Below are 24,743 nucleotides of genomic sequence, written 5' to 3'. Positions count from 1 at the left end.
GCATCGAGCGGCAGCCACACGCGGGCGCACAACGCACCGCGCCGGTGCGGCGACCGCCCAGCTTGACGCGCCACGGCGGCTGGCTGCGGGGATATCCATTACACTTGCCGGGCTGCACAACTGGCGATAGGACCCCTGCCTGCGGGAGCGTCCGAGGTGGCGAACCACCGGGAAGTGCGGCCGGCACACCGCTGCCGTTCAGCCGTTCGCCTGGGCAGCCTTCCGATCGATCGGCGCCGCCGTGGCGGCGCTGCCGTATCGACGAGGGACTTCTCGCACCGAAGAGGACTGCCAAATGTTTGACCGCACCGTTTCCACCCTGCCGAACATCGATGCCGAGCTGTGGGCTGCCATCCAAAAGGAAAACCAGCGCCAGGAAGAGCACATCGAGCTGATCGCTTCCGAGAACTACGCCTCGCCGGCCGTGATGGCCGCGCAGGGCACCCAGCTGACCAACAAGTACGCCGAAGGCTATCCCGGCAAGCGCTACTACGGCGGCTGTGAATATGTCGACGTGGTGGAGCAAATCGCCATCGACCGGCTGAAGCAGCTGTTCGGCGCCGAGCATGCCAACGTGCAGCCCAATTCCGGCTCGCAGGCCAACCAGGGTGTGTTCTTCGGCCTGCTGCAGCCCGGCGACACCATCATGGGCATGAGCCTCGCAGAAGGCGGCCACCTGACACACGGCATGCCGCTGAACATGTCCGGCAAGTGGTTCAAGGTGGTCAGCTACGGCCTGAACGACAAGGAAGAGATCGACTACGACGCGATGGAGCGGCTGGCCCACGAGCACAAGCCCAAGCTCATCATCGCGGGCGCCTCGGCCTACAGCCTGCGCATCGACTTCGAGCGCTTCTCGCGTGTCGCCAAGGCGGTGGGCGCCTACTTCATGGTGGACATGGCGCACTATGCCGGCCTGATCGCCGGCGGCGTCTACCCCAACCCGGTGCCGTTTGCGGATGTGGTGACCTCCACCACCCACAAGAGCCTGCGCGGCCCGCGCGGCGGCATCATCCTGATGAAGGACCAGGTGGCCAAGCAGATCAACAGCGCCATCTTCCCCGGCATCCAGGGCGGGCCGCTGATGCACGTGATCGCGGCCAAGGCGGTGGCCTTCAAGGAGGCCCTGTCCCCCGAGTTCAAGGCCTACCAGCAACAGGTGGTCAAGAACGCGCAGGCAATGGCAAGCACCCTGATCGAGCGCGGCCTGCGCATTGTCAGCGGCCGCACCGAAAGCCACGTGATGCTGGTGGACCTGCGCGCCAAGGGCATGACGGGCAAGGAAGCCGAGGCACTGCTCGGCCAGGCCCACATCACTTGCAACAAGAACGGCATCCCGAACGACCCCGAAAAGCCGATGGTGACCAGCGGCATCCGCCTGGGCTCGCCAGCCATGACCACCCGCGGCTTCACCGAAGCCGAGGCGGTGCAGACGGCGCATCTGATCGCCGACGTGCTGGACAAGCCGCGCGACGAGGCCAACATCGCCGCCGTGCGCGAGAAGGTCAATGCGCTGACCCGGCGCTTCCCGGTCTACCGTTGAACTGACACCACCCCCTCGCCATGCGCTGCCCGTTCTGCGGCCACGAAGAGAGCCAGGTCGTCGAGACGCGCGAGTCCGACGAGGGGGATGTCATTCGCCGTCGCCGGCGCTGCCTGTCCTGTGACACCCGGTTCACCACGTACGAGCGGGCCGAGGTGACCATGCCGGCGGTGGTGAAGAAGGACGGCAGCCGTGCGGAGTTCGATCCGGCCAAGATTCGAGCGTCGATGACGCTCGCCTTGCGCAAGCGGCCGGTGAGCCTGGAGCAGATCGATGCCGCGCTGCAGCGCATCGAGCAGAAGCTGCGTTCCAGCGGCATGCGCGAAGTCGCCAGCTCCAAGCTGGGCGAGTTCGTGATGCGCGAGCTCAAGAAGCTCGACAAGGTGGCCTACGTGCGGTTCGCGTCGGTGTACCGCAGCTTCGAGGATGTGGATGAGTTCAGTCGCCTGATCAAGGAGATCTGAATCCGCCAGCCTGCCGGCGGCGCCCTCCCCTGCGCCTCTTGCCGGCACCGCCAATAAAAAGCGCCCTGCGATTGCAGGGCGTTTTTTGTTGGGATTCTTCGCTCGGTCTGATGCGTCAGCCTGCGGCCCGCGCGATCAGTGCTTCTCAGCGCCAGCAGTCGGAGGCTTTGACACCTTCGGCGCCGTCTTCGATCTGGCGACGGCCCCTGCTGTCAAGAACCAGCGTGCCGCATTTGTCATCGGCCATCGAACCGCCCGCCGTTGGCTTCGCTTTCAGGACGTAGCTGCGAGGCGTCGTTTCTGCATCGTCGACGGCGACCTCGTACACCGCCGTGCCCTCGCGCGGAGACTGGTTGAGCGGGAGCACCCCGTTCACATAGGTGCTGTTCGCCGAGTAATAGCGCTGCATGTATTGCGCGCCTTCCATCAAGGCGGCCTGCGCATCGGCCCGCCGCCCGCGCTTCACCTGTTCGCTGAAGCTCGGGTAGGCGATGGCCGCCAGGATGCCGATGATGGCCACGACGATCATCAGCTCGATCAGCGTGAAGCCGCGCCCCGCGCGGGGGGCGCGGGCCAGGAGGGTGGGGACTGCTTTCATGGCCATATTGTGCGCCTGCCCAATGGGTTACTTGATGGGCGGATTGATGATCCGGCGCCAAACCCGTTCGCTGATCACCTTATTGGTGTTCGGCGGTTTGCAGTTGATGATGCAATAGACCTTGCCATCCTGTTCACCCAAGGGGTCGGTGCCCGCGGCGCCGCCCGAGTTTTGCAGGCTGACGTCGGTTTCCTTGTCGGCACCGTTGGCCGGCTCGCCGGTGCCGCCGGGGCGGACCGGCTTCTTGGTCAGCACCACGCCGCGGCCGTCCGGGCGGGTGATGAAACCCGCCGCGTTCAGGTCGGAGCTGTTCAGCACGCCGTCGCCGTTCGTGTCGAGCACGGGCGCCTTGGTGTATTGACCGCCTTCGTGGGCCGGCATCAGGAAGTTGAAGCCCTTGCCTTCGGTGGCCTCGCATTCGCCGGCCGCGGCAGCGGGCACGATGGTGCTGATGTAGACGAAGTCACCGATCACCACCGGCGGATAGATCGAACGCTGGCGTTGCTCAATGCTGAAATTCATGAACCAGCCCGACTTGTCCTTCCAGTCCACATCGTTGGAGGTGACCTCATAGTAGGTTCGCTTGGTCAGCGGGTCGATCTTGGAACCCAGGATCCGCTGCTCGACCAACTGGTCGCGCGTGACGGCTGCCGTCAGCGCGGACGTCTCGCCGGCCTTGGTGCGGTCCCAGACGCCATAGACGGCCTGCACGGTCTTGTCATCGGGATCGCCTTCCGTGGACAGCTTCCCGGTCGCGAAGAGCACGACATTGCCGTTCTGTTCATGCGGCACGTAGGACGGCGACGAGGTGATCGGCTGTGCCACGCCACCGCTGCTTGCCGTGAACAGCGGCCTGCCACCCAGGCCTACCTTCCAATCGGTGCTGACGCCGGTGCCGAAGTCGAAACGCCACAGGTTGCCCTGGAGATCGCCGGCATACACGCCGATCACTTGTTGCTTGGCATCCTTGATCAGGCGCACGCCGCCCAACCCGTTGCCGCCGGCCGTACCGGCGATCAGCTTGGAGATGGCCCCCGTCGCCAGGTCGATCACCAGCAGAACCGCACGGCCGTTGGTGCTGAAGCTGCCATTGCCAATGAAGACCTTCCAGCTGCCGTCAGCCAGCACGCCGATCTGGGCGTCGCCGTTCATGTAGCCGATGTCGGCGTCGTTGGCGCTCGACAGCTCCCACATCACCGAGCTGGCGTTGAGGTTGGCCGCGATGTTGTCCTTGTCAAGCCGCAGCGCGAACAGGCCCTTGCCGCCGGCCCCCAGCGTGCCGACCAGCACATTGGTCCAGCTGCCATTGAGATAGGCATCCGCCTCGGTCAGCGGGCCGTCGACGAAGAACTGGTGGTAGTTCGCTGCGGTGCCGTAGTCCTTCTTCGAGAGCTTCGACAGGTTCGGCAGCACGGCGTTCGGCACATAGGCGAACACTTCAGTTCCTGCATTGGCCGGCGCCGGCGTGACCAGCGTGTCGCGGAACGCATGCAGCATGCCGCCGTTGCCTCCGAGGAAGATCACCGGGTCGCGCTTCTTCTTCGCGTCGACATACTCGCGATACGTCTTGCCGCCGATCGGCAGCGTTTCGTAGAACATGTCGACGTTGCCGCCCACCAGGGAAGGAGGCGAGTTGACGAAGTCCGGCAATTTCCCGGCGCGAATCCGGAAGTTGGTGGTTTCAGTACCTTCGTTCGACGTGTCGCCGCGAAGGTAATTGACCAGGGATTCGGACACATCAGTGCCGATCAGCTTGCGGGTCGCGTCCGGCATGCCGGCCCAGGTGAAGGGCACGACCTTCTTGTTGACGGCGTCCCAGGTGTAGATCTGGCGCAGTCCGTGGGCCGGCAGCTTTTCGCTCGCCTTCCACAGGGGCGTGCTGCCCGCCACGCCGTTCGCGTCGAGAGAGAACGCCTCCAGCTCTCCAGTCCACTTGACCGAGGTATAGCTGGGCACGTACTTGCGGTTGCCATCCTGCAGGATGGGACCGGCCGACGCCACACCCGCTTCCTTCAGCCCATCACGACCCGCCGCCGAACCCAGCGCGCTGGAAATGGCCTTGGCGAGCTCGCCCGAATTCGTGGCGGAGAAGAAGCGGCCACGTGAGTTCACGGCGGCGTGCCACAGGTCATCAATCTCGTCGTCCGTCCAGGACTTGGTGCCCTTGGTCAGCGCGAGCAAGTCCTTCTTCGGATCGAGGGTGCCCTTGACGCCCAGGCCGACGGTGAACTGCGTCAGGTGCTGCCAGTACGCAGGGTCGCCGCCGGGCACCTCATCGGTCGCGGGCTGGGGATTGACCTTGTTGGCCAGGTCCGGGCGCAGATCCTTCTTCCAATACTTCATCGCCACGTCGGCGAGGGTGTTGGAGTAGTCGTCCTTGTAGGGCCGTTCGGCGGTGTAGCGCGTGTAAGCGGCTCCCGTCGGCGCCGAGCTCGCATAGGAATCACCATTGGTGTTATCGGCGTTGCCCGCGGCGTTGTAGCTGTCGTTGTAGTAGCCGTCGGTCATCAGGATGTTGTAGGCGCGACGGCAGGACAGGTCGGCAGCGCCCGTCACGGTGCCGGGTTTCGCGCTCCAGGGCCCCTTCGCGTCATTGCGCTGGAAGTAGACGCCCACCGTGTCCATCGCGGTACGCAGCGGCGTCGAACCGTTCGCGATGAAGGTCTTGCTCTGGATCTGCGTGAGGAGGGCCGAGCGCTGAGTGGCGTCGAGATCGTTCACGCCCATCCGGATGACGGACGTGTTGACGCCTTGAATGTCAGCGACCGTCGAATGGTTGATGGAGCCCCAGCCCATGCGCACGGTGTTATCGACGCCATGCAGCGCTTCCGAAATTGCTGCCTTCGTCAGGAACATCCGGGTGCGGTAGAAGGTGAACCAGTTCGCAAAGTTTTTGCGCTCCTCGTCACGGGTGCAGGAGGTCGCACCGGTGCAGTCGGTGCGCCCAGCCGCCTTCGGAAATGGGCCGCTGTCGTTGATGTCGTATTGGACGTAGTTGGCCGCGACCCTCGGGTCGGTGCCCGCCTTCAGGCGGTAGTACAAGCCCCGCGACACCTGCGCATCGGCAGTGGGGCAGTAGGCGTCAGTCGACGGGTTCGTGCACCACCGCTTCCTCGACGAAGAAATGGTCGCCGTCAAGTCGACCGTCCCTTGCGTCGTGTCCACCGGATTCCAGTATGCGCTCGTGGGAACCGCATCCGGGAAGCGGCCACCGCCCGGCTTCATCCAGGGCAGGTAGCGGACCTCTGGGTTGTAGTAGATGGAGTTGACATCCGGCGAACGGAATTGGCGCTGGAAGACCGAGTTGCTGTTTCTGATCGCGGTGACGCTGCCCAGAATGGTCATGTTGCCGAGCGGGGTCGGATCGTCCGGCAGGACGTCCATGACCCGGGCAGCGCCGGTGTAGGGCAAGGTGACGTCGTAGCCGTTGACCTTGAAGGTGTTCTCCGGCATGTGATTGGCGCGCATCGAGCCGGAATCGTCGATGGTCAGCATCACGTTGGCCTTCGGCACCCCGCCCTCGCGACGCAGCAGCGGCTTCTGCGAAGGCGCGGTATCGGCCGCCCAGGCAGGCGTCAACGCGCCAAGTTGCAGGGCCACCACCGTGACACACACCACGGTTCTGGAAAACACGGAGCGCTGCGGAGCGCATGCTGTGGGCTTCATTGTTTTCTCCTTGTTCTTCACGGCGCTGCCGGCGCAGGCGCCAGGCGCAGGATCGATTGCAGCCAGATCACCGTGCCGCTCTCGGTCGCCTTGGTTTCGGCGTTGGCGGTGTAGTCGGGGCTGAATCCGCGGGCGGTCACGAGGATCACATCAGCGGTGCCCATCGTGCTCATCTCCGCCATGCATTCCGGCGTGATCAGGTCGACCGAGTTGTCCTCGGGCTCGAGCCACTCGTCGGGGACCTGGACGCGAACCGTCGCGTCGCTCCACTTGTCTGCCGTCTCCCATGCGGCCTTCGCTCCGGTGGCCTTCGGCTGCAGGTTGAAGCCCTTCTCCGCGCGCTGCGGGTCCGACAGCCTGAGCAAACTCTCGCAATAGCGCAATCCGATCTGTGCGCCCTGGGTCGCCAGTGTCTGCATGCGTTCGTTGTTGCTCACGAGGTCCGCGTTCAGGGCGCCTCGCATCACGCTGACCGAGGTGAAGCCGATGACCACCAGCATCACCAGCACCACCAGCAGCACCACGCCGGACTGCGCCCGGACAGCCACCTTCTTTCGCGGGCGGTCAAGCCGCCGCACTTGCGAGAACTCGGTCATGCAGGTGCCCCCAGGCGGTTGTGCAACACGATGGTCGAATGAAAGGCGCGGTACATCTTGCGGTCGCCATCGGCTGGGTCGACCTTGGTGCCGTCGCATCCGTAGTAGGCGGTGGCCTCGTCCATCACGTTGTCCGCACTTTGAACGACCACGCAGACGCGCACGGCGATCACGCGGTTCCAGTCGTCCGGGGCAAGATCCGCCGCGTTCCGGTAGCGCGCCACCTGGGTCGGCGTAGCGACGTTGGCCACGCCATAGTTGAGTTGGAGCCCGACAATGTTCTCGACCAGAGGCTGATGGGACGTTGTACTGGGATCGCCACCACCGTTGCCACGGCAATAGAGCGCTGGGGTCACGCCGTCGGCACCAGTGTCAACGTAGAAGCGGTTGTAGGCGACGTAGATGCCCCCGTCGAGCGGCAGGTTCTGGCCGAGGCAATCAGCCGGCGTGCCGTCGCTGGTGACAACCACCGTGCTGGCATCCGCCTGATAGGCGATAGCAATGGCGTCATTGCTTCCTTCGGCGTTGCAGCCGCCTGCAATCAGTTCCTGCAGGCTCTTCTTGGCGTCCTTGAAACCTTTGTCGCAGCCGAAAATCGCCGAGCCGGCATAGGCCTTGGCCCAGCGGCCATCGGTGTCCACTGCGTTGGGCTGACTGAAGCCGGCCATCTCGATCTGCGCCCGCATGATGTTCAAGGCGACCGTTGCGTCTTCGGTGATCTGTGCCATGGCGCTGCTATGGCGCCCACCCACCCCGGCCCCAAGGTAGGTGGACAGCACCACACCGATCACCACGAGGCCGATCACCAGCGACACCATCACCTCGACCAGCGACAAGCCCCGCTGGCGAAGCTGCAATCTGCTCTTCATAGCTCGATCCTGAAATACGAACACCGCGGAGGAGCCTCGGCTTCCGCTTCTTCGCCGCTGCCAGCGTCATCGCCCGATGCGTACCCGCCCGGGCACTCGCCTTCGGGCCGATCTACGTCGGAACTACTGCCCGGGTCTTTCCAGGCGATCCAGACATTCACTGCATTGCTCGCACTGTCGCGGTCGACATAGGCATTGCCTCCGGGCAGCAAGCGGAACAGATTGCCGCGCCACTCCGCCATGTCCCGATCTGCGATTTCGGCCGGCGTGCAGTTGGCGGGGTCGGCACAATCGGGAACCTCTGGCGCTTCGTCAAGCTCGGCGTAATCGTTCTTCAGGTTGTACTGGTCCGCCATCGCGCCGGCCGGATTCGCCCGCATACGGTCCCCGATGTCGGCGGCCAGCAGCGTCGCAATGGACCGGAACTCGGTGGTCTTGTTGTAGCGGCTCGCGTTGCCGATCAACGCCGCCAAAGCGAGAACGCCAAAAGACATGATCAAGATCGAGACGAGGATCTCGATCAGCGACACGCCCTGCTGGCGCTTGCGAAGAACGGCCCGCGGGCCCTGCAATGACTGCTTCACTATGGATGCTGATCTCATGGTTACGTCCCCTCGCCCGAGCCGGCGCTGCCGTCCGGATCGCCCGTCTGGACGATGCACTTGCCGAGCCGCCCCTGCGCCGTGAGGCAGCGCGTTCGCACGAAACGGTCGCGCTCAGACGCATCGGAGGGCATCTTGGGATCGAAGGTGATGGTTGCCATCACGCTCGCGGTGGCCAAACCGTTGGCGCGGAAGGTGATGGACGTCGAGTTGGCATTCCAGGTCACGCCGCCGCTGGACGTCAGCGGCTGTTGCACCGCAATCAACTCCTCGCTTTCTGCGGTGTAGGCACCGTCGCCGTCCGGATCGGCAAACACCAGCCATCCGGAATGCCACCCGCCATCCTCGTCGGCGGCACACGTGGGGGCCGCCTCTTCCGTCGTCACGCTCATGCACATGCTGGCCGTGCCGCTGCGCTTCAACGCCTCCGAGCGTGTCAGCCGCACTGCCGAACCGAACGCGTCCACATGCGAGGCGATCGCACGGCTGGTCAGAAACGCCTGCATACTCGGCGCCGCGAGCGCCATGACAATCGCCACGACGGTCACCGTGACCATCAGCTCGATCAAGGTGAACCCGGCCGAGCGGGCCGGTCCGGCAAACAGCCGGCGGGGCACCAGTGGGGGGCGATTTTTTTGCATGGCGCGATTCTGGCGATGGAGTGGGTGACTTGCGCATTCTCTGTGACGAACGGTGTGCGCAACGGCACAGGAGGCTGGGTTTTGCCTAGCCCCCGAATTTGTAACAAATGAGACAAGTACCGTGAGCGACGGGGATCGAGACATATTTCACATGCAGGCCGCGCTTGAGCTGGCGCGCGCTTCCGCACCCCTGAGCCCACCCAATCCGGCCGTCGGTTGCGTGCTCGTGTCGCCAGACGGAGAAGTGATCGGCACCGGCCGCACCGACCGCGTCGGCGGCCCCCACGCCGAAGCGCGGGCGCTGGCCGACATGAAGGTGCGCGGGCACAGCGGCCGTGATGCGACCGCTTACGTGACCTTGGAGCCGTGTAGCCATTTCGGGCGGACGCCGCCCTGCGCCGACGCCCTGGTGCGCGAAGGCGTGCGGCGGGTGGTGGTGGCGACGCAGGACCCCAATCCCCTGGTGGCCGGCCGCGGCATCGAGCGACTGCGGGCGGCCGGCATCGAGGTGAGCGTCGGCTTGCTCGAGGAGGCGTCTCGCGAGGTCAATCCCGGCTTCTTCTCGCGCATGACGCGGGGCCTGCCCTGGGTGCGACTGAAGGTGGCGGCGTCACTGGACGGCCGCACCGCGCTGCAGAACGGCGCCAGCCAGTGGATCACCGGCACCGCAGCCCGCGTCGACGGCCACCGCTGGCGCGCCCGGGCCGGCGCCATCCTCACTGGCATCGGCACCGTGCTCGACGATGACCCGCGCCTCGACGTCCGGGAGGTCGAGGCCCCCCGCCAGCCGCTGCGCGTGGTGCTCGACTCGCAACTGCGCACGCCGGCGCACGCCCGCCTGCTGCAGGTGCCGGGGTCGGTGCTGGTCTACGCCGCCCAGGACCATGCCGAACGCCGCGCCGCGTTGCAGGCAGCGGGCGCCGAGGTGGTGGTGCTGCCCGCCACGCGGGGGCGGGTTGACCTGTCGGCGATGCTGCGCGACCTGGCCGCACGCCAGGTCAACGACCTGCATGTCGAGGCCGGGCACCGGCTCAACGGTGCGCTGGTCGAGGCCGACCTGGTGGATGAATTCCTGGTGTACCTGGCGCCCAAGCTCATCGGGCTGGGCCGCGAGATGATGCAGTTCGGCCCGCTCGCCGCGCTGGGCGAGGCTCGTGCGCTGGAGTTCATCGACGTCGAGCGCCTGGGCGACGACCTCCGCCTGCGCGCCCGCCGCAGGGAGCGCCACCCGGACTGACAGGCGGGGCGAGGTCGGCCGTGGCCATGCCGCGAGGCAGTCGCGCGCACGACGCGTGCGGGCCGCCAGCATTCCATGCGCGCCCGGGCACCCTGCGGGACGACGGCCGGCCGCGCAGCGCCTCACACGCCGGCCGATGACCTGCGACAATGGGGTCATGTTCACCGGCATCATCAGCGGCCTCGGCCGCATCGTCACGGCCGAGGCCATCGGTGCCACGGCCGCCCACGGCAAGCGCTTGTCCATCCAGGCCCCGCCCGGCTACCTGGACGACGTTCAGCTCGGCGACAGCATCGCGCTCAACGGCGCCTGCATGACTGTCACGTCGATGGACCCGGCCACCGCCCGCTTCACGATCGACATCTCGGCCGAAAGCCTCGACAAGACCGCCGGCCTCGATGCTGCCGGGCCGGTCAACCTCGAAAAGGCGATGCGCCCGCAGGACCGCCTGGGTGGCCACCTGGTGAGCGGCCATGTCGACGGCATCGGCCAGGTCAGCCACTTTGCGCCGATCGGCGAATCCTGGGAGCTGCGCATCGTCGCGCCGGCCGAGCTGGCGCGCTTCCTCGCCTACAAGGGTTCGGTCACCGTCAACGGCGTCAGCCTGACCGTCAACCGCGTCACCGATCTCGCCGAGGGCAGCGAGTTCACCATCAACCTGATCCCGCACACGCTCGAGCACACCACCCTCGGCAGCCTGCGTGCCGGCTCACGGGTGAACCTCGAGATCGATCTCATCGCCCGCTACGTCGAGCGCATGCTCACGGCCGGCGTGAAGCCTGCCGCGTAAGCTGCCAGGACGGCGCTGCGCGGGCCCGGCGAAGGCCGGCGCGGGCAGGCCACTCACCTACAATTGCGCCCCATCATGCCCATCTCCCCCGTTCCTGAAATCATCGCCGAGCTGGCTGCCGGCCGCATGGTCGTCCTGGTCGACGAAGAAGACCGCGAGAACGAAGGCGACCTCGTGCTCGCCGCCGACCATGTCACGCCCGAAGCGATCAACTTCATGGCCAAGTTCGGCCGTGGCCTGATCTGCCTCACCCTGACGAAGGAACGCTGCGAGCGCCTGCAGCTGCCGCCGATGGCCACCCGCAACGGCACCAAGCACGGCACCGCCTTCACCGTCTCGATCGAGGCGGCGCAGGGTGTCACCACCGGCATTTCGGCCGCTGACCGGGCGCAGACCGTGAAGGTGGCGGTGGCGCGCGACAGCACCGCGCGTGACCTGGTCCAGCCCGGCCACATCTTTCCGCTTCAGGCCCAGGAGGGCGGTGTGCTGATGCGCGCCGGCCATACCGAGGCCGGCTGCGACCTGGCCGGCATGGCGGGGCTGACGCCGGCGGCCGTCATCTGCGAAATCATGAACGACGACGGCAGCATGGCGCGCCTGCCCGACCTCGAGATCTTCGCCCGCGAACACGGCCTGAAGATCGGCACCATTGCCGATTTGATCGAATACCGCAGCCGCAACGAAACCCTCATCCAGCGCGCCGGCGAACGCCTGCTGCGCACCGCCCAGGGTGAATTCCGCTGCATCGCGTACCGCGACCGCTCCGACGGCCTGCATCTGGCCTTGACCGTCGGCGAGTGGAACGAGCAAGACGAAGTGGCAGTGCGCGTGCACGAGCCGCTGTCGGTGCTCGACCTGCTCGACGCTGGCGAATGCAGCCACTCCTGGCCGCTGGGCAAGGCGCTGGCGCGGCTGCAGCAGGAGCCACGCGCCGTGGCGGTGCTGATGAACTGCGGCGAAAGCGCCGAGGACATGCTGGAGCACTTCCGCCCGGAGGCCACCGAGCGCCTGCGCCAGCGCGGCCAGATCGACCTGCGCACTTATGGCGTGGGCGCGCAGATCCTGCGCGACCTGGGCGTGACCCGCATGAAGCTGCTCGGCAGCCCGCGCCGCATGCCGAGCATGGTCGGCTACGGCCTCGAAGTGACCGGCTTCTTCGGCCCCGAGGCCTGAGCCGCGCACCAACCCCCTACTCAAAGGACATCCCATGCAAGGCGCAGACAAGGGCCAGGCAATTGAACTCGATGGCGAAGACCTGCGCATCGGCATCGTGCAGGCCCGCTTCAACGAACCCATCACCGCCAAGCTGGCCGAAGCCTGCCTGGCGGAGCTGCATGCGCTCAAGGTATCGGCCAAGCACATCGAGCATGTGACAGTGCCCGGCGCGCTCGAGGTGCCGGTGGCCCTGCAGGTCATGGCCGAGAGCGAGCGCTTCCATGCCTTGATCGCGCTCGGCTGCATCATCCGCGGCGAAACTTATCACTTCGAGCTGGTGGCCAACGAAAGCGGCGCCGGCGTCACTCGTGTCTCGCTCGACCACCAGCTGCCGGTGGCCAATGCCATCCTCACCGTCGAGAACGAGGCCCAGGCCTGGGCCCGTGCCGAGGAAAAGGGCCGCGACGCTGCGCGCGTGGCGGTCGAGATGGCCAACCTGCTGGAAGACCTGACGTGATGAGCATGCCCGACGACAAATCCGCCGGCAAGCCGCCGGCCAAACCCCAGGGCAAGCGCCCGCAGCAGAAGTCGGCCCGCCGGCGCTCGCGGGAGTTTGCGCTGCAGGGCCTGTACCAGTGGCTGGTGTCCGGCGCGGAAGGTGCCGAGATCGAGGCGCATGTGCGCGCCGAGATCGAAGGCTTCTCCAAGGCCGACGCAGCCCACTTCGACGCCCTGCTGTACGGCTGCATCCGCGAGGCCGCCGACATCGACGCGCTGCTGTCGCGCCATGTCGACCGCAAGACCACCGAGCTGTCGCCGGTGGAGCACGCGGTGCTGATGATCGGCGCCTACGAGCTCAAGCACTGCATCGACATCCCCTACAAGGTGGCGATCAACGAGGCGGTGGAGCTGGCCAAGAGCTTCGGCGGCACCGACGGCCACAAGTATGTGAACGGCGTGCTCGACAAGGCGGCCGTCGACTTGCGGCCGGCCGAGGTCGAAGCGGCCCGCAACGCCCGCCGCTGAGCAGCGCCCGATGAAGTTCGCCGCGCGCACCGGGCAGATCGAGCCCTTCTATGTGATGGAGTGCGCAAAGGCGGCCGACGAGCTGGCCCGCAGCGCCGTCTGCGATCCCGCCCGGGGCGGCCGGCCGATGATCTACCTGAACATCGGCGAGCCGGACTTCACCGCCGCGCCACTGGTGCAGGAGGCCGCCGAGCGTTGCATCCGCGGCGGCCGCACGCAGTACACCCCCGCACTCGGCCTGCCCGAGCTGCGCGAACGCATCAGCGCCTGGTACCTGGCCCGCTTCGGGGTGCAGGTGCCGGCCCGGCGCATCGTGTTGACTGCCGGCGCCTCCGGCGCCCTGCAGCTGGCCTGCCTGGCCCTGGTCGACGCCGGTGACGAGATCCTGATGCCCGACCCGAGCTATCCCTGCAACCGCCATTTCGTGTCGGCCGCGCAGGGCCGCCCGGTGCTGCTGCCAAGCGGGCCGGAGCAGCGCTTCCAGCTCAGTGCCGCCGCCGTCGAGGCGGCCTGGGAGGAGCGCACCCGCGGGGTGCTGCTGGCCTCCCCCTCCAACCCCACCGGCACCTCCATCCATCCGAGCGAGATGCGGGCGATCGCCGAGCTGGTGCGCCGGCAGCAGGGCGTGACGGTGGTCGACGAGATCTACCTGGGCCTGAGCTTCGACGATACCTATGGCCACAGCGCGCTGGCGCTGGGCGACGACATCGTCACGATCAACAGCTTCTCGAAGTACTTCAGCATGACCGGCTGGCGGCTCGGCTGGATGGTGGTGCCTGAGGCCATGGTGCCGGTGGTGGAGAAGCTGGCGCAGAACCTCTACATCTGCCCCTCCACCGTGGCGCAGCATGCGGCGCTGGCCTGCTTCGAGGCGGAGAGCCTGGCCGAATACGAGCGGCGCCGTGCCGAATTCCGCCGCCGCCGCGATTTCCTGGTGCCGGCGCTGAACCGGCTGGGCCTCACCGTGCCGGTGCTGCCCGACGGCGCCTTCTACGCCTGGGCCGACTGCTCCGCCCACCATGCCAGCAGCTGGGACTTCGTGTTCGAGCTGATGCAGCGCGCCCAGCTTGCACTGACGCCGGGGCGTGACTTCGGCAGCGCCGCTGCGGAGCGCTATATCCGCCTGTCTTATGCCAGCCGGATGGACCTGCTGGAAGAAGCGGTGGCGCGGTTGCAAGCCGCACTTTGATGCAAGCGTCTTGCGCACTGCGTCACGGCGGGTTACTGGAGCCCCCTGTTTCCGGGACATTTGTCACGGTTATGGTTGTTGAGCACGTCTATTGCTTCGTCTAAGCTGGCGTCGTGGAATTCCAGAAGACCGTCATTGCCCTCACGCCTGAACAGGCGCTGGAGGCCGAGCGTGCCGCCCGCGGGGCCGGGCAGGACGAATCCAGCGTGACGGCACCCACGCCGCTGAACCCGGACGGCAGCGACGCCTCGGTCTTCGGCCCCGACGCCGAGGACCTGCTGGGCACCGCCGCCGCGGCCCGCGCCAACGGCCGCCCACCGGTCTATGACGACCTGCCGACCATCGGCTACATCGGCCGCTATGCGCTCAAGTACCGGCTCGGCGAGGGCGGGCTGGGCACGGTCTATGCCGCGCACGACCCGCTGCTGACGCGCCTGGTCGCCATCAAGACGCTGAGCCTGGAGCTCTCGCCCGAAGCGCGCGAGCAGTTCAACGCCATGTTCCTGAACGAGGCGCGGGCGGCCGGCGGCCTCAATCATCCGCACATCGTCACGGTCTTCGATGCCGGCACCAGTCCGCAGGGCGCCTACATCGCGATGGAGCTGCTGAAGGGCAAGGACCTGCGGCAGCTGCTGAAGGAAGGCTGGCGTCCGACCCCGGTGGAGGCGGCGCTGATCATCCGGCGTGCGGCGGACGCGCTGTCCTATGCGCACTCTCGTGGCGTGGTGCACCGCGACGTCAAGCCGGCCAACATCTTCATGGTGGGGCGCACCCAGCCCAAGGTGCTGGACTTCGGCATTGCCCGCGTCGCCAGCCAGCAGGAGGGCGGCACCTCCGGCGGCGACGACTACGTGGCCGGCTCGCCCTACTACATGGCCCCCGAGCAGGTGCGGCATGCCCCGGTGGACCGACGCTGCGACGTCTTCTCGCTGGGGGTGGTGCTGTACGAGCTGCTCACCGGCACCAAGCCCTTCCAGGGCGCGACGCTCACCGAGATCGCCACCGCGGTGGCCACCCGCACGCCGCCACCGGCGGACGAGGTGAACCGCCAGGTGCCGGCGGCGCTGTCTGCCATCGCGGCCCGGGCGATGGAAAAGGACCCGGAAGACCGGTTCCGCTCCGCCCGGGTGCTTTCGCGCGAGTTGCGCCATTGGCTGCAGGAACAGAGCGAGGCGGCCCAGCAGGACGAGTTCGACACCAGCCAGCGCCGCAAGCTGCGCCGGCGCTGGGCGCTGGGCGGGCTGGCCACCGGCGCGGTGGTGGCGGCAGTGGCCATCAACCTCACTGATTTCCTGTCGCCCGCCAGCGGGCCGCTGCCGTCGGCAGCACCGGCGGCATCACAGGTGCTGGCCGCTGCACCGTCGGCGCCGGCGCCCGTGCCAGCTCCGGCACCGGCCCAGGTGCCGGCGGCTGCCACACTCGACCCGTTCGAAACCTTGCTCGGCCCGGCGCCGGCCACCACGGCGGCGGCCGCCGCATCCGCGGCCGCCTCGGTACCGGCGGAGACGCGCCGCAACCCGGCCCAGAGCGGCCAGGTCAACCTGGCGGTCAGCCCCTGGGGGCATGTGGAGGTCGACGGCGTGGCTACCGGCACGGTACCGCCGCTGAACCGGCTGGTGCTGGCCGAAGGCCGCCACACGATCACGATCCGCAACGACGAGTTCCCGCCCTTCACCACCACCGTGACGGTCACTGCTGGCCAGCCGCTGACCATCCGGCACAAGTTTGGATCATGAGACGAACGCTGTACGTCCTCGGCGCCCTCTGCGCCTTGCTCGCCGGCTGCGCAGAACTGATGCCGGCCCCTGCGTCACGCGCCCCGGCGCCCGCCACCCCCGCACCGGCCAGCCCGCCGCCGGCACATGCACCGGCGCCCAGCGTGAGCGAGCTGATGGAGCGACCGGCCGAGCGCGCGCTGCTGAGCGGCATGCGGGCCTATGACGACGCCCAGTACGGCGACGCCGAGCGCCAGCTCAACCGTGCCCTGCAAGCCGGCCTGGCCTCGTCGCGCGACCGCGCCACGGCCTACAAGTACCTGGCCTTCATCTACTGCACCAGCCAGCGCACCGCGCAGTGCGAAAGCGCCTTCCGCTCGGCGCGGCGGGCCGACCCGGGCTTCACGCTCAGCAAGTCGGAAGCCGGACACCCGCTGTGGGGGCCGGTGTTCGTGCGCAGCCAGCGCTGAGGCGGCGCTGCCGGCCGGACCAGAGGGCTGGCCGGCAGCCTGGGCGCGCTGCCCCGGGTGGAGCGGCTGCGGCGATAATCGCGGCTTTCCGATTGCCACGCGAACCGCGCCTGCGGCGCCGCCAGCCGGCGCCGCGGCGACGCCCTGATGCATGCCTGATGCCACCCCTGCGGCGCCCGCGCCCTTCTCTTTCCCGGTGCGGGTGTACTGGGAAGACACTGACGCCGGTGGCGTGGTGTTCTACGCCAACTACCTGAAGTTCTTCGAGCGAGCACGCACCGAGTGGCTGCGCGCACGGGGCTTCGAGCAACAGCGGCTGCGCCAGGAGGCGGGGCTGATGTTCGTCGTCGTGCAGACGGCGGTGCGCTACCTGCAGCCGGCCCGGCTCGACGACCGGCTCGACATCTCGGTGGAAGTGCGCCACGCGGCCCAGGCCTCGCTGCAGTTCGTGCAGCGCGCGCTGCGCCAGGGAACCATCGTGGCCGAGGGCGATATCAAAATCGGCTGCGTCGATGCGCACAGCTTCAGGCCGCGACGCATTCCAGCAGAACTACTCCAGGAAACAACTACATGAACCAGGACCTGTCCATCTTCCAACTGATCCTGCACGCCAGCCTGGTGGTGCAGATCGTGATGGCCTTGCTGATGCTGATGTCGCTCGCCAGCTGGACGGTGATCTTCGGCAAGTACTTCGGCCTGGGCCGCGTGCGCGGGCTCAATGACGACTTCGAGCGCGAGTTCTGGTCGGGCCGCAACCTCAACGACCTCTACACGCTGGCCTCCGACAGCCCGGTCAAGGGCGGCCCGATGGAGCGCATCTTCGCCTCGGGCATGCGCGAGTTCCTGAAGCTGCGCGACCGCCGGGTCAGCGATGCCGGCGCCCTGCTCGACGGCGCACGACGCGCCATGCGGGCCAGCTTCCAGCGCGAGATGGACGCGGTGGAATCGCACCTGTCCTTCCTCGCCACCGTCGGCTCGGTCGCGCCCTACGTCGGCCTGTTCGGCACCGTCTGGGGGATCATGCACGCCTTCACCGGGCTGGCGAACATGCAGCAGGTCACGCTCGCCACCGTCGCCCCCGGCATCGCAGAAGCGCTGGTGGCCACGGCCATCGGCCTGTTCGCCGCCATCCCGGCGGTGGTGGCCTACAACCGCTACGCCCGCGACATCGACCGCGTCGCGATCAAGCTGGAGACCTTCATCGAGGAGTTCTCCAACATCCTGCACCGCAACATCGGCCACACCCCGGGCGTTGCCGGGCCGGCCGGCCACTGAGGACCGCCGATGCCAGCCGTCAGCCCCCGCGGCGGATCGCGCCGCCGCACCATCAGCGAAATCAACATGGTGCCCTTCATCGACGTGATGCTGGTGCTGCTGATCATCTTCATGGTCAGCGCCCCGATGATGACCACCGGCATGATCGACGTGCCCTCGGTGGGCAAGGCTGCCAACACACCCGAGCGGGTGGTGGAAGTGGTCGTGCGTGCCGACGAGACGCTCAAGCTCAGAGTCAACGGCAAGGACAGCGGTGACACCACGCTCAATGCGGTGGCCGATGAAGTCAAGGACGCGCTGCAGGGTGTGGAAGGCGCGCCGGTGGTGATCTCGGCCGACAAGGCCGTCAAGTACGAGGCCGTCGTCAAGGTCATGGACAAGCTGCGCCGGGCCGGCGTGCAGCGGGTCGGCCTGTCGGTCAAGACCACGGGCTGAGGCGCGATGAACCAGGTCACCGCCGAACGCGACGATTTGCTGCCCCGCCCGCCCGACCGGCGCGGCTCGGGCCTGCTGCTGGCCCTGGTGATGCACGGCCTGCTGATCGGCGGGCTGGCGCTGGGCCTGAACTGGCGCTCCAGCGAGCCAGCGGCGGTAGAAGCCGAACTGTGGGCCGCCGTGCCCCAGGCCGCCGCGCCAGCCCCCGAACCCCCGCCTCCGCCGCCCGACACCCGCCCGGAGCCCACACCGCAGCCGCAACCCGAGCCCAAGCCGGAGCCCAAGGTGGAACCCGACCGGCAGGCCGAGATCGCGCTGGAGAAGGAGCGCGAGAAGAAGCGCCGCGAAGAGGCCCGCGAGCGCGAGCAGGAGGAGGAGCGGGAACGCAAGCAGCGCGAGCAGGAACGCCGGGAGAAGGCCGAGCAGGAGCGCAAGGACGCCGAGCGCAAGCGCGAACTGGCCGAGGCCGAACGCAAGAAGCGCGAGGAGGCCGACCGCAAGACCCAGGAAGCGAAGCAGCGCCGCGAAGAGCAGGACAAGCGCCTGCAGGCGCAGCGCAGCGAACGGCTGAAACGCCTGCAGGCGGAGGCCGGTACCGGCAGCGCCGAGCAGGGAGCCGCGAACGGAGGCCTGAGCGCGGGCGGGCCGTCGGCCGGCTATGCCGGCAAGCTCAAGGCCCGCATCCTGCCCAACATCGTCTACGCCGACACCACCGTGGGCAATCCCGCCGCCGAGGTGGAGGTGAAGGCCGCGCCCAACGGCACCATCCTCGGCTCGCGGCTGGTGAAGTCCAGCGGCAACCCCGAGTGGGACCAGGCGGTGCTGCGCGCCATTGACAAGACGCAGACGCTGCCGCGTGACGAAAACGGGCGGGTGCCTTCGCCGCTGCTGCTGACCTTCAGGCCGCGCGACATGTGAGCCCGGCGCCGCCGGCCAGGCGGCGACGCGGGCGGCTGCCGGGCCGCCTGCCGCACCCGCCGGCCGCCCTCTTGCCGCTCAGGGGTTGAGCAAGGCCAGCAGGTCGGTCGTGCCGGGGTCCACCCCCGCCTGCATCAGCAGGGTCGTCACCTGGCCTCGGTGGTGCGTCTGGTGATTGAAGAAATGACTCAGTGCCTCCCAGGCCGGATGGCTGCGAGCCAGGCCGGTACTGGTGGTGTAGGTCAGGGTCTGCGACACGCGCTGCGGCGTCAGCCAGAGGCTGAAGGCCTCGATGGCAGCATCCACACGCACCCGGTGCCCCTGCATCGCCGCGAAATCGTCATACAGCTGCATGTTGAGCCCGGTGAAGGGCGGCAGCGAAAGGACGGTGTCGTCCAGCATCGTCAGGTCGGTGCCGAGCTTGGCGAAACGCCCGAGCCAGAGCTTGTCGCCCAGCAGCAGGTGGTTGAGGGTGCCGTGGATGGAGCCGAAGAAGGCACCGCGGTCACGCTTGCGCTCATCGTCGGACAGGCCGGCGGCGGCCTCGTAGAGCCGGGCGTTGAACCAGGCGTTGTAGCGGGCCATCCACACATAGTGGGCTGTCAGCGGAACCGGTGCATCGGACATCAAGCATTCCATCGGCGAACAGGCAGGGCCCGCAGTCTAGCGCGCCGCCGCCCCCCTTGCGGCACGCCTGGTGATCGCACTGCCCGCATGATCTTGCGGTACCGCCGCGCAGGTCATGTACGGCCGCACCCGCCTGGCGCATCCTTGCCCTGCTTCATGGCCTGAATGGGAGCCCTGCGTGCAGTACCCGCTCGACCTTCGCCTCCCCCCGACCGGCCACCGGCCGCTTTCGGTCCGAGCCCTTCGCCAGGGCCCCGCCCTCGCCGATGCAGGGCAGCGAGCCCTCGCCGGCCGACCTGGCATCGAGGAGGCCGCGCCATGAACCGCATCGTGGCCTTTGTCTTCGTCGCCATCCTGGCGGCATTGGCGTCTTTCCTGCTGTACGCACCGGACGAACGCCCGCCAGCCGCCACCCCCGACACCGCTGCGCCGCGTGCAGCCGCCGATCCCGGCCGGGGTCGCAGTGCGACCGCCGCCGCCACGCCTGCATCCACCGAGGTCGCGGCCGGGCCCGCCACGGCGGCCTCCCCGGCCTGGGCCAGCGGCCTCACCGCCCAACAACGCCAGCAGTTGCAGGATGCCCTGCGCGACCACCCCGACCGTGAGGCCGAGTTGCAACGGGTCTCGCACTACATGGCCTACATGCAGACGATGGAGCAGTTCCGGCAGCGCCAGGCGCAGGGCGCGCCGAAGGCCGAGTTGCAGGCCTTGGCCCGCCAGCTGGATGCCGGGCTGGAGCAGCGCCTGCAGCAACGTGAGATGTCGGCCGCCGAAGCGCATCTGCTCAAGGCCCGGCTGCTCGACACCCTGCTCCCGGATGACACCCAGCGCGCCGCCGCCCTCGCCCAGTGGCGCGAGCAACATGCACCGCGCCCGGCGCCGCCCGATGCCCGGGAAGCCCGCTACCGCGCCCAGGAAAGCGCCCTGGTGGCCGCCTGGCAAGCACAGCCGCCCGCCCAGCGGGACCTGAAGCAACTGCAGGCGCAGCTCGAGACGCTGCGGCAGTCGGTGTTCGGCAACGGCCGCTAGACGCCTCCCCATGCGAGGCGCCTGGCTTGCCGGGCACTGCCACTTTCACTCGGGAAATTGCGATGAAGATGTCTTTCGGGTTTCTCCCGGCGCGGGCACTTGCGCGCTGGTTCTGCGGCGCGCTGCTGGCCTTGCTGCCGGCCTGGGCCAGCGCGGGCTACTTCCAATGGGACGTCGTGGAGCTGCCGGCGTCCTCCGGCGCGTCCTGCGGCAATGGCACGCCCTACCGCTTTTTCGTCAACCGCACCCCCTTCAGCGAGAGCACCGTGGTGGTCCTGGAAGGCGGCGGCGCCTGCTGGGACCAGGCCTCCTGCCTCGGCCAGTCGAAGCTGGGCGCCACCAACCCGGACGGGGTGGGTGCGGACTACATGAGCTCCATCAACCTGGCGGCCTTCGGCTTGGTGACGCCCTTCACGGCGCGGCTGCATCCCTTCGACCGCATCCGCACGCAGGGCTGGAACATCGTCTACCTGCCTTACTGCACGGGCGACGTGCACACCGGCAGCGCCGTGCAGGTCTATGCCGACAGCCAGCCGGCCCAGCCGCGGGTGCAATACCACCGCGGCCAGGCCAATGTGGCGGGCGCGGCGCGCTGGCTGCGCGAGCACCTGGGTCGCCCCGACGAGTTGCTGGTGACCGGCTTCTCGGCCGGTGGGGCCGGCGCCACCGGTGGCTATCCGCTGCTGCGCGATACCCTGCAGCCCGGCCGCTCGTCGATGCTGGCCGACTCCGGGCCGCTGTTCCCCGCCGCCCGCGGCACCACGCCGGCACAGGCACCATCGCTGCCGCTGCACAACCGCATCCGCGAAGCCTGGGGGCTGGACGCGCCGGGCGGCATGATCGACGTCTATGCCGGCCGTCCCGGGCTGGACGTCAACGACCTGGGCAGCGTCAGCACGGCGCTGGCGCTGAGCTATCCGCAGGACCGCTTCTCCTACGTGGCCTTCCAGACGGACGGCATTTACTCGGCCTTCAGCTATGAGAAGTTCTATCCCGAGATCATCAACGCGCCGGATGACGCCACCCGCCGCGCGCTGATCCAGCAGCGCTGGCGCCAGGACCTGATGCGCTGGGTGCCCTCGTTGCAGCGCCATGCCAACGTGGGCTGGCACCTGCCCCACTGGCGTGAGCTGAACGATGCGCATTGCCTGACCATCATCGACTTCTCGGGCACCGGCATCGAGGAAAGCGGCGTCGAGTCGCTGCTGCCGGTGGTCGAGAACACGCTGGAGCGCGACGCGCCGCCGCTGCGCCATGTCGAGACCGACCAGGTGTCGGACTACTCGCGCGCGGTGAACCCGATCCAGGCGCTGATCTCGTTCTTCATGAAGCTGTTCGGCTGACCAGAGGCGCGCGGGCGCCTGCCTCGCCGGCCACCCGGCGGCGAGGCGGATCAGCTGGTGGTGGAGGCGAACAGGCGCGAGTCGATGCGGCTGGACACCACTTCCTCCGAGGCATAGAAGCGCACCCGGTTGCGGCCAGCCCGCTTGGCCTCGTAGAGGGCTTCGTCCGCCTGGCGCAGCAGGTCCACCACGTCCACCCGGCTGCTGTAGAGCGCCTGGGCCGACGCATACGCCACGCCGACACTCATGGTGCAGCTCAGGAAGCTGCGGCCGGTGTCGATTTCGAGCGTCTCGAAGCTGCGCCGCAGGCGGTCGGCGAACACACGGGCGCCGGGCACGTCGGTGCCCGGCAGCACCAGGCAGAACTCCTCGCCACCCAGCCGGGCGAAGACATCGGTCTCGCGCTTGGCCCGGTGCACCAGCTGGGCCAGCGCCTTCAGCACCAGGTCGCCGACATGGTGGCCATGGCTGTCGTTGACGCGCTTGAAGTGGTCGACATCCAGCATCAGCACCGCCACCGACTGCCCCAGCCGGGCGGACAAGCCCGTCAACCGGCCGGTGCTCTCCTCGAAGCCGCGGCGGTTCAGCGCCCCGGTGAGCGGATCGCGCACCGCCAGCGCGTGCAGTTGCTCCGCGAGCCGGAAGTTCACCATCAGCACGTACAGCAACACCAGTGCCCCCGTCGATACCAGGCCGACCCCTGCGAGGATGGTATTGACATGCGTCACCACCTCCGGCAGCTCGGCATTGCGCGAACCCATTAGGATCCCGCAGCGCCAGGCCCAGCCCACACCTTCGAGCAGCGCGCACAAGGCCACGCCGACAAACAGCGGATGCCGCCGCCGGCCGGTGTAGCGCAGCGCCACCCAGGCGATCCAGATCCACAGGCCGGTGATAATTGCCGACGCCGTAACGGTGTTGTAGCGCGGCAGTCCGACCGCCTCGAAGCCGAGGCCAAGGGCCGCATACAACACCGCCACCCCGACAATCCATCTGCGTCGGTCCGGCCGGTGGCAGAAGCGCCGCAGTCCCTCGCCCACCGCACTGATGCCCAGCACCATCAGGCAGTCGCCCAGCACGTAGAGCGCGCGCCCCAGCGGCGTCTGTGAATGCACCTGGCTGCCGGCCAGCAGCATGCCCACCAGCACCAGCACCGCGCCCGTGCTCCACCACCGCGGGCCCGGCACATTGGGCACCATGCGCGCCAGCACCCACAGCAGCACCGAGGCAATGACCAGCAGCAGGCCGAAAGCGGCCGCCAGCCCCCAGAACTGGGGTGGCCCGAGCTCCAGGCCGGGGATCATGCGCCTCCCTCCACCGCCGGCAGCCAGGGCCCGGCTGGCGTGCCCGGTGCCGGCGGGGCAGGCGCCGCGTGGGTCGGCTCTTCCGGCGCCAGCGCGCAGCGATTGCGCCCGCCCGCCTTGGCCTGGTAGAGCGCCTGGTCGGCACGGGCCAGCAGCGTCTCCCAGTGCGCTTCCTCGCCCGGCTGCGCGGCCACGCCGATGCTCGCGGTCAGCTCCAGCCGTCCACCGTCGCTGCGCTCGAAACGGTGCGCCTCGATGGCGGCACGCAGCCGCTCGGCCTCGGCGCTGCCCTGTTCGCCGTCGGCGCCGGGCAGCAGCACGACGAACTCCTCGCCGCCGAGTCGGCCCACCAGGCCGGCCTGGGCGAAGTGCTCGCCGAGCAGCCGGCCCAGCGCCTGCAGCACGCGGTCGCCTTCGGCATGGCCGTAGGTGTCGTTGACGGCCTTGAAATGGTCGAGGTCACAGCTCAACACCGCCACCGGGCGGCCGACCCGCCGCGCGAAGGACAAGGTGCCCGGCACCGCCTCCTCCAGCCCGCGCCGATTGAAGACGCCGGTCAGCGGGTCGCGCACCGTCAGCTGCGCCAGCGCCTCGTTCATGCGTGCGGTCATCAGCAGGGCCAGGCCGGTCACCACGGCCATGATGGTGATGGTGGTGACCATGCTGGCCGCCCCGTACAGCTGCATCACCTGGGTCGCGGTGAACGGCAGCGGCAGCAGGAACATGGCCGCCCGCAGCAGCGCCAGCACCGCAATGGTGCCGAAGCCCACCTGAAGGTAGAGCCGCACCTCGCGCAGGGTGGGGCCGGTGACGCTGCGCAGCGTCCAGAGGGCGGCACCGGTCAACAGCGCGATGCCGGTGGTACGCACCGCCATGCGCACCGTCACGCTGGGCAGCAGGGCGGTGAAGAGCGCGGTGACGACCAGGCTGGCCAGCACCACGCTGCCCGCCAGCGCCCAGGGCCGCGACAGTCGCAGGTAGTGGCGCAGGCCAATCAGCAGCAGGCCGTAGCCGCTCAGCAGCAGCGGCTCGCGCAGCACCAGCAGCAGGGCCGGCAACGCCTCGCCACGGCCCACCAGGGCGCTGCCCAGGCTCAGCGGCACGAAGGCCAGGGCCCAGTAGCGGGCACCTTCGGCGTCGGGCACCCATCGGATGGCCAGCCCGAGCAGGACGGCCAGCAGGAAGCCGAGCACGGAACCGGTGATGGCGACGATGGAGAAGTCCAAGCAGCACCTTTACGCAACAAGCGCG

The 24,743-nt window shown here is 68.3% G+C and carries 25 protein-coding genes and 1 riboswitch; of the genes, 16 read left to right on the top strand and 9 right to left on the bottom strand.

Annotation, left to right across the window (positions count from 1 at the left end; translation table 11 throughout):
- The first annotated feature begins 106 nt into the window (after window positions 1-106).
- A riboswitch (ZMP/ZTP riboswitch) is annotated at window positions 107-223 on the top strand.
- Window positions 224-295: 72 nt separating this feature from the next.
- Entirely contained in the window at window positions 296-1,543 is a 1,248-nt protein-coding gene (glyA, locus tag N7L95_RS21885) for a serine hydroxymethyltransferase (protein ID WP_301257363.1), read from the top strand.
- Between the two features lie 20 nt (window positions 1,544-1,563).
- Entirely contained in the window at window positions 1,564-2,007 is a 444-nt protein-coding gene (nrdR, locus tag N7L95_RS21880; RefSeq protein WP_301257362.1) for a transcriptional regulator NrdR, read from the top strand.
- Between the two features lie 145 nt (window positions 2,008-2,152).
- Here the strand turns inward: nrdR and N7L95_RS21875 are convergent, their stop codons facing one another.
- Genes N7L95_RS21875 through N7L95_RS21850 form a run of 6 tightly spaced genes read right to left on the bottom strand, consistent with a single transcriptional unit; the run spans window position 2,153 to window position 8,979 of the window.
- A complete protein-coding gene (locus N7L95_RS21875) occupies window positions 2,153-2,605 on the bottom strand; it encodes a type IV pilin protein (RefSeq protein WP_301257361.1) in 453 nt (150 codons plus the stop codon).
- A 27-nt stretch (window positions 2,606-2,632) separates the two neighbouring features.
- Complete coding sequence (locus N7L95_RS21870) at window positions 2,633-6,271, bottom strand: pilus assembly protein (protein ID WP_301257360.1); 3,639 nt, start codon at window positions 6,269-6,271, stop codon at window positions 2,633-2,635.
- 17 nt (window positions 6,272-6,288) lie between these two features.
- Window positions 6,289-6,867 (bottom strand): hypothetical protein, encoded by a 579-nt coding sequence (locus N7L95_RS21865; protein WP_301257359.1) that lies wholly within the window; start codon window positions 6,865-6,867, stop codon window positions 6,289-6,291.
- Window positions 6,864-7,736 (bottom strand): PilW family protein, encoded by an 873-nt coding sequence (locus tag N7L95_RS21860; protein WP_301257358.1) that lies wholly within the window; start codon window positions 7,734-7,736, stop codon window positions 6,864-6,866. Before N7L95_RS21860 ends, N7L95_RS21865 begins: the two co-directional genes overlap by 4 nt.
- Window positions 7,733-8,320 carry a type IV pilus modification protein PilV gene (pilV, locus tag N7L95_RS21855; protein ID WP_301257357.1) on the bottom strand — a complete coding sequence of 196 codons (588 nt, stop codon included), beginning with the start codon at window positions 8,318-8,320 and terminating at the stop codon, window positions 7,733-7,735. The genes N7L95_RS21860 and pilV overlap by 4 nt, the downstream gene beginning before the upstream one ends.
- A 20-nt stretch (window positions 8,321-8,340) precedes the next feature.
- Window positions 8,341-8,979: a GspH/FimT family pseudopilin gene (locus tag N7L95_RS21850; RefSeq protein ID WP_301257356.1), complete on the bottom strand. Its 639-nt coding sequence runs from the start codon at window positions 8,977-8,979 to the stop codon at window positions 8,341-8,343.
- A gap of 151 nt (window positions 8,980-9,130) precedes the next feature.
- On the opposite strand from N7L95_RS21850, the gene ribD reads away from it, so the two are divergent.
- From ribD to tolA, 12 genes are all read left to right on the top strand, one after another.
- Window positions 9,131-10,216 carry a bifunctional diaminohydroxyphosphoribosylaminopyrimidine deaminase/5-amino-6-(5-phosphoribosylamino)uracil reductase RibD gene (gene ribD, locus N7L95_RS21845; RefSeq protein ID WP_301257355.1) on the top strand — a complete coding sequence of 362 codons (1,086 nt, stop codon included), beginning with the start codon at window positions 9,131-9,133 and terminating at the stop codon, window positions 10,214-10,216.
- Between the two features lie 157 nt (window positions 10,217-10,373).
- Entirely contained in the window at window positions 10,374-11,006 is a 633-nt protein-coding gene (locus tag N7L95_RS21840) for a riboflavin synthase (protein WP_301257354.1), read from the top strand.
- A 75-nt stretch (window positions 11,007-11,081) separates the two neighbouring features.
- The gene (gene ribBA / locus N7L95_RS21835; RefSeq protein WP_301257353.1) at window positions 11,082-12,179 is read left to right on the top strand and encodes a bifunctional 3,4-dihydroxy-2-butanone-4-phosphate synthase/GTP cyclohydrolase II; all 1,098 of its coding nucleotides are present in this window, start codon (window positions 11,082-11,084) and stop codon (window positions 12,177-12,179) included.
- 34 nt (window positions 12,180-12,213) lie between these two features.
- Complete coding sequence (gene ribH / locus N7L95_RS21830; protein WP_301257352.1) at window positions 12,214-12,678, top strand: 6,7-dimethyl-8-ribityllumazine synthase; 465 nt, start codon at window positions 12,214-12,216, stop codon at window positions 12,676-12,678.
- 5 nt (window positions 12,679-12,683) lie between these two features.
- Window positions 12,684-13,187 carry a transcription antitermination factor NusB gene (gene nusB, locus N7L95_RS21825; protein ID WP_435870110.1) on the top strand — a complete coding sequence of 168 codons (504 nt, stop codon included), beginning with the start codon at window positions 12,684-12,686 and terminating at the stop codon, window positions 13,185-13,187.
- Window positions 13,188-13,197: 10 nt separating this feature from the next.
- Window positions 13,198-14,376: a pyridoxal phosphate-dependent aminotransferase gene (locus tag N7L95_RS21820; protein WP_301257350.1), complete on the top strand. Its 1,179-nt coding sequence runs from the start codon at window positions 13,198-13,200 to the stop codon at window positions 14,374-14,376.
- Window positions 14,377-14,489: 113 nt separating this feature from the next.
- The gene (locus N7L95_RS21815; protein WP_301257349.1) at window positions 14,490-16,112 is read left to right on the top strand and encodes a serine/threonine-protein kinase; all 1,623 of its coding nucleotides are present in this window, start codon (window positions 14,490-14,492) and stop codon (window positions 16,110-16,112) included.
- Window positions 16,109-16,561, top strand: coding sequence for a TssQ family T6SS-associated lipoprotein (locus N7L95_RS21810; protein ID WP_301257348.1), 453 nt, complete (start codon window positions 16,109-16,111; stop codon window positions 16,559-16,561). The genes N7L95_RS21815 and N7L95_RS21810 overlap by 4 nt, the downstream gene beginning before the upstream one ends.
- A gap of 151 nt (window positions 16,562-16,712) precedes the next feature.
- The gene (gene ybgC / locus N7L95_RS21805) at window positions 16,713-17,135 is read left to right on the top strand and encodes a tol-pal system-associated acyl-CoA thioesterase (RefSeq protein WP_301257347.1); all 423 of its coding nucleotides are present in this window, start codon (window positions 16,713-16,715) and stop codon (window positions 17,133-17,135) included.
- Window positions 17,132-17,836: a protein TolQ gene (gene tolQ, locus N7L95_RS21800; RefSeq protein WP_301257346.1), complete on the top strand. Its 705-nt coding sequence runs from the start codon at window positions 17,132-17,134 to the stop codon at window positions 17,834-17,836. The genes ybgC and tolQ overlap by 4 nt, the downstream gene beginning before the upstream one ends.
- Window positions 17,837-17,845: 9 nt before the next feature.
- Window positions 17,846-18,271: a biopolymer transporter ExbD gene (locus tag N7L95_RS21795; protein WP_301257345.1), complete on the top strand. Its 426-nt coding sequence runs from the start codon at window positions 17,846-17,848 to the stop codon at window positions 18,269-18,271.
- A gap of 6 nt (window positions 18,272-18,277) precedes the next feature.
- Window positions 18,278-19,189, top strand: coding sequence for a cell envelope integrity protein TolA (tolA, locus tag N7L95_RS21790; RefSeq protein WP_301257344.1), 912 nt, complete (start codon window positions 18,278-18,280; stop codon window positions 19,187-19,189).
- Between the two features lie 78 nt (window positions 19,190-19,267).
- Here tolA and N7L95_RS21785 read toward each other — a convergent pair whose 3' ends face one another.
- Window positions 19,268-19,816, bottom strand: a complete 549-nt coding sequence (locus tag N7L95_RS21785) for a DinB family protein (protein ID WP_301257343.1) — start codon at window positions 19,814-19,816, stop codon at window positions 19,268-19,270.
- Window positions 19,817-20,134: 318 nt separating this feature from the next.
- Between N7L95_RS21785 and N7L95_RS21780 the strand changes: the two genes are divergently transcribed.
- A complete protein-coding gene (locus N7L95_RS21780; protein WP_301257342.1) occupies window positions 20,135-20,845 on the top strand; it encodes a hypothetical protein in 711 nt (236 codons plus the stop codon).
- A gap of 62 nt (window positions 20,846-20,907) precedes the next feature.
- On the top strand, window positions 20,908-22,188 hold the full coding sequence (locus tag N7L95_RS21775; protein ID WP_301257341.1) for a pectin acetylesterase-family hydrolase: 1,281 nt from the start codon (window positions 20,908-20,910) through the stop codon (window positions 22,186-22,188).
- Between the two features lie 50 nt (window positions 22,189-22,238).
- Here N7L95_RS21775 and N7L95_RS21770 read toward each other — a convergent pair whose 3' ends face one another.
- Window positions 22,239-23,492: a GGDEF domain-containing protein gene (locus N7L95_RS21770; protein WP_301257340.1), complete on the bottom strand. Its 1,254-nt coding sequence runs from the start codon at window positions 23,490-23,492 to the stop codon at window positions 22,239-22,241.
- Window positions 23,489-24,718: a GGDEF domain-containing protein gene (locus tag N7L95_RS21765; protein ID WP_301257339.1), complete on the bottom strand. Its 1,230-nt coding sequence runs from the start codon at window positions 24,716-24,718 to the stop codon at window positions 23,489-23,491. The genes N7L95_RS21770 and N7L95_RS21765 overlap by 4 nt, the downstream gene beginning before the upstream one ends.
- Between the last annotated feature and the right edge of the window lie 25 nt (window positions 24,719-24,743).

Source organism: Eleftheria terrae (genome assembly GCF_030419005.1).
GTDB lineage: Bacteria > Pseudomonadota > Gammaproteobacteria > Burkholderiales > Burkholderiaceae_C > Caldimonas > Caldimonas terrae.
The sequence above is the reverse complement of the archived record's forward strand: the minus strand, read 5'-3'. Positions and strand labels throughout refer to the sequence as shown.

What these genes read in the sequence shown, in the direction of transcription:
- glyA (WP_301257363.1), top strand. Translation starts at nt 296, where the DNA reads ATGTTTGACCGCACCGTTTCCACCCTGCCGAACATCGATGCCGAGCTG.
- nrdR (WP_301257362.1), top strand. Translation starts at nt 1,564, where the DNA reads ATGCGCTGCCCGTTCTGCGGCCACGAAGAGAGCCAGGTCGTCGAGACG.
- N7L95_RS21875 (WP_301257361.1), bottom strand. Translation starts at nt 2,605, where the DNA reads ATGAAAGCAGTCCCCACCCTCCTGGCCCGCGCCCCCCGCGCGGGGCGC.
- N7L95_RS21870 (WP_301257360.1), bottom strand. Translation starts at nt 6,271, where the DNA reads ATGAAGCCCACAGCATGCGCTCCGCAGCGCTCCGTGTTTTCCAGAACC.
- N7L95_RS21865 (WP_301257359.1), bottom strand. Translation starts at nt 6,867, where the DNA reads ATGACCGAGTTCTCGCAAGTGCGGCGGCTTGACCGCCCGCGAAAGAAG.
- N7L95_RS21860 (WP_301257358.1), bottom strand. Translation starts at nt 7,736, where the DNA reads ATGAAGAGCAGATTGCAGCTTCGCCAGCGGGGCTTGTCGCTGGTCGAG.
- N7L95_RS21850 (WP_301257356.1), bottom strand. Translation starts at nt 8,979, where the DNA reads ATGCAAAAAAATCGCCCCCCACTGGTGCCCCGCCGGCTGTTTGCCGGA.
- ribD (WP_301257355.1), top strand. Translation starts at nt 9,131, where the DNA reads ATGCAGGCCGCGCTTGAGCTGGCGCGCGCTTCCGCACCCCTGAGCCCA.
- N7L95_RS21840 (WP_301257354.1), top strand. Translation starts at nt 10,374, where the DNA reads ATGTTCACCGGCATCATCAGCGGCCTCGGCCGCATCGTCACGGCCGAG.
- ribBA (WP_301257353.1), top strand. Translation starts at nt 11,082, where the DNA reads ATGCCCATCTCCCCCGTTCCTGAAATCATCGCCGAGCTGGCTGCCGGC.
- ribH (WP_301257352.1), top strand. Translation starts at nt 12,214, where the DNA reads ATGCAAGGCGCAGACAAGGGCCAGGCAATTGAACTCGATGGCGAAGAC.
- nusB (WP_435870110.1), top strand. Translation starts at nt 12,684, where the DNA reads ATGCCCGACGACAAATCCGCCGGCAAGCCGCCGGCCAAACCCCAGGGC.
- N7L95_RS21820 (WP_301257350.1), top strand. Translation starts at nt 13,198, where the DNA reads ATGAAGTTCGCCGCGCGCACCGGGCAGATCGAGCCCTTCTATGTGATG.
- N7L95_RS21810 (WP_301257348.1), top strand. Translation starts at nt 16,109, where the DNA reads ATGAGACGAACGCTGTACGTCCTCGGCGCCCTCTGCGCCTTGCTCGCC.
- ybgC (WP_301257347.1), top strand. Translation starts at nt 16,713, where the DNA reads ATGCCTGATGCCACCCCTGCGGCGCCCGCGCCCTTCTCTTTCCCGGTG.
- tolQ (WP_301257346.1), top strand. Translation starts at nt 17,132, where the DNA reads ATGAACCAGGACCTGTCCATCTTCCAACTGATCCTGCACGCCAGCCTG.
- N7L95_RS21795 (WP_301257345.1), top strand. Translation starts at nt 17,846, where the DNA reads ATGCCAGCCGTCAGCCCCCGCGGCGGATCGCGCCGCCGCACCATCAGC.
- tolA (WP_301257344.1), top strand. Translation starts at nt 18,278, where the DNA reads ATGAACCAGGTCACCGCCGAACGCGACGATTTGCTGCCCCGCCCGCCC.
- N7L95_RS21785 (WP_301257343.1), bottom strand. Translation starts at nt 19,816, where the DNA reads ATGTCCGATGCACCGGTTCCGCTGACAGCCCACTATGTGTGGATGGCC.
- N7L95_RS21780 (WP_301257342.1), top strand. Translation starts at nt 20,135, where the DNA reads ATGAACCGCATCGTGGCCTTTGTCTTCGTCGCCATCCTGGCGGCATTG.
- N7L95_RS21775 (WP_301257341.1), top strand. Translation starts at nt 20,908, where the DNA reads ATGAAGATGTCTTTCGGGTTTCTCCCGGCGCGGGCACTTGCGCGCTGG.
- N7L95_RS21770 (WP_301257340.1), bottom strand. Translation starts at nt 23,492, where the DNA reads ATGATCCCCGGCCTGGAGCTCGGGCCACCCCAGTTCTGGGGGCTGGCG.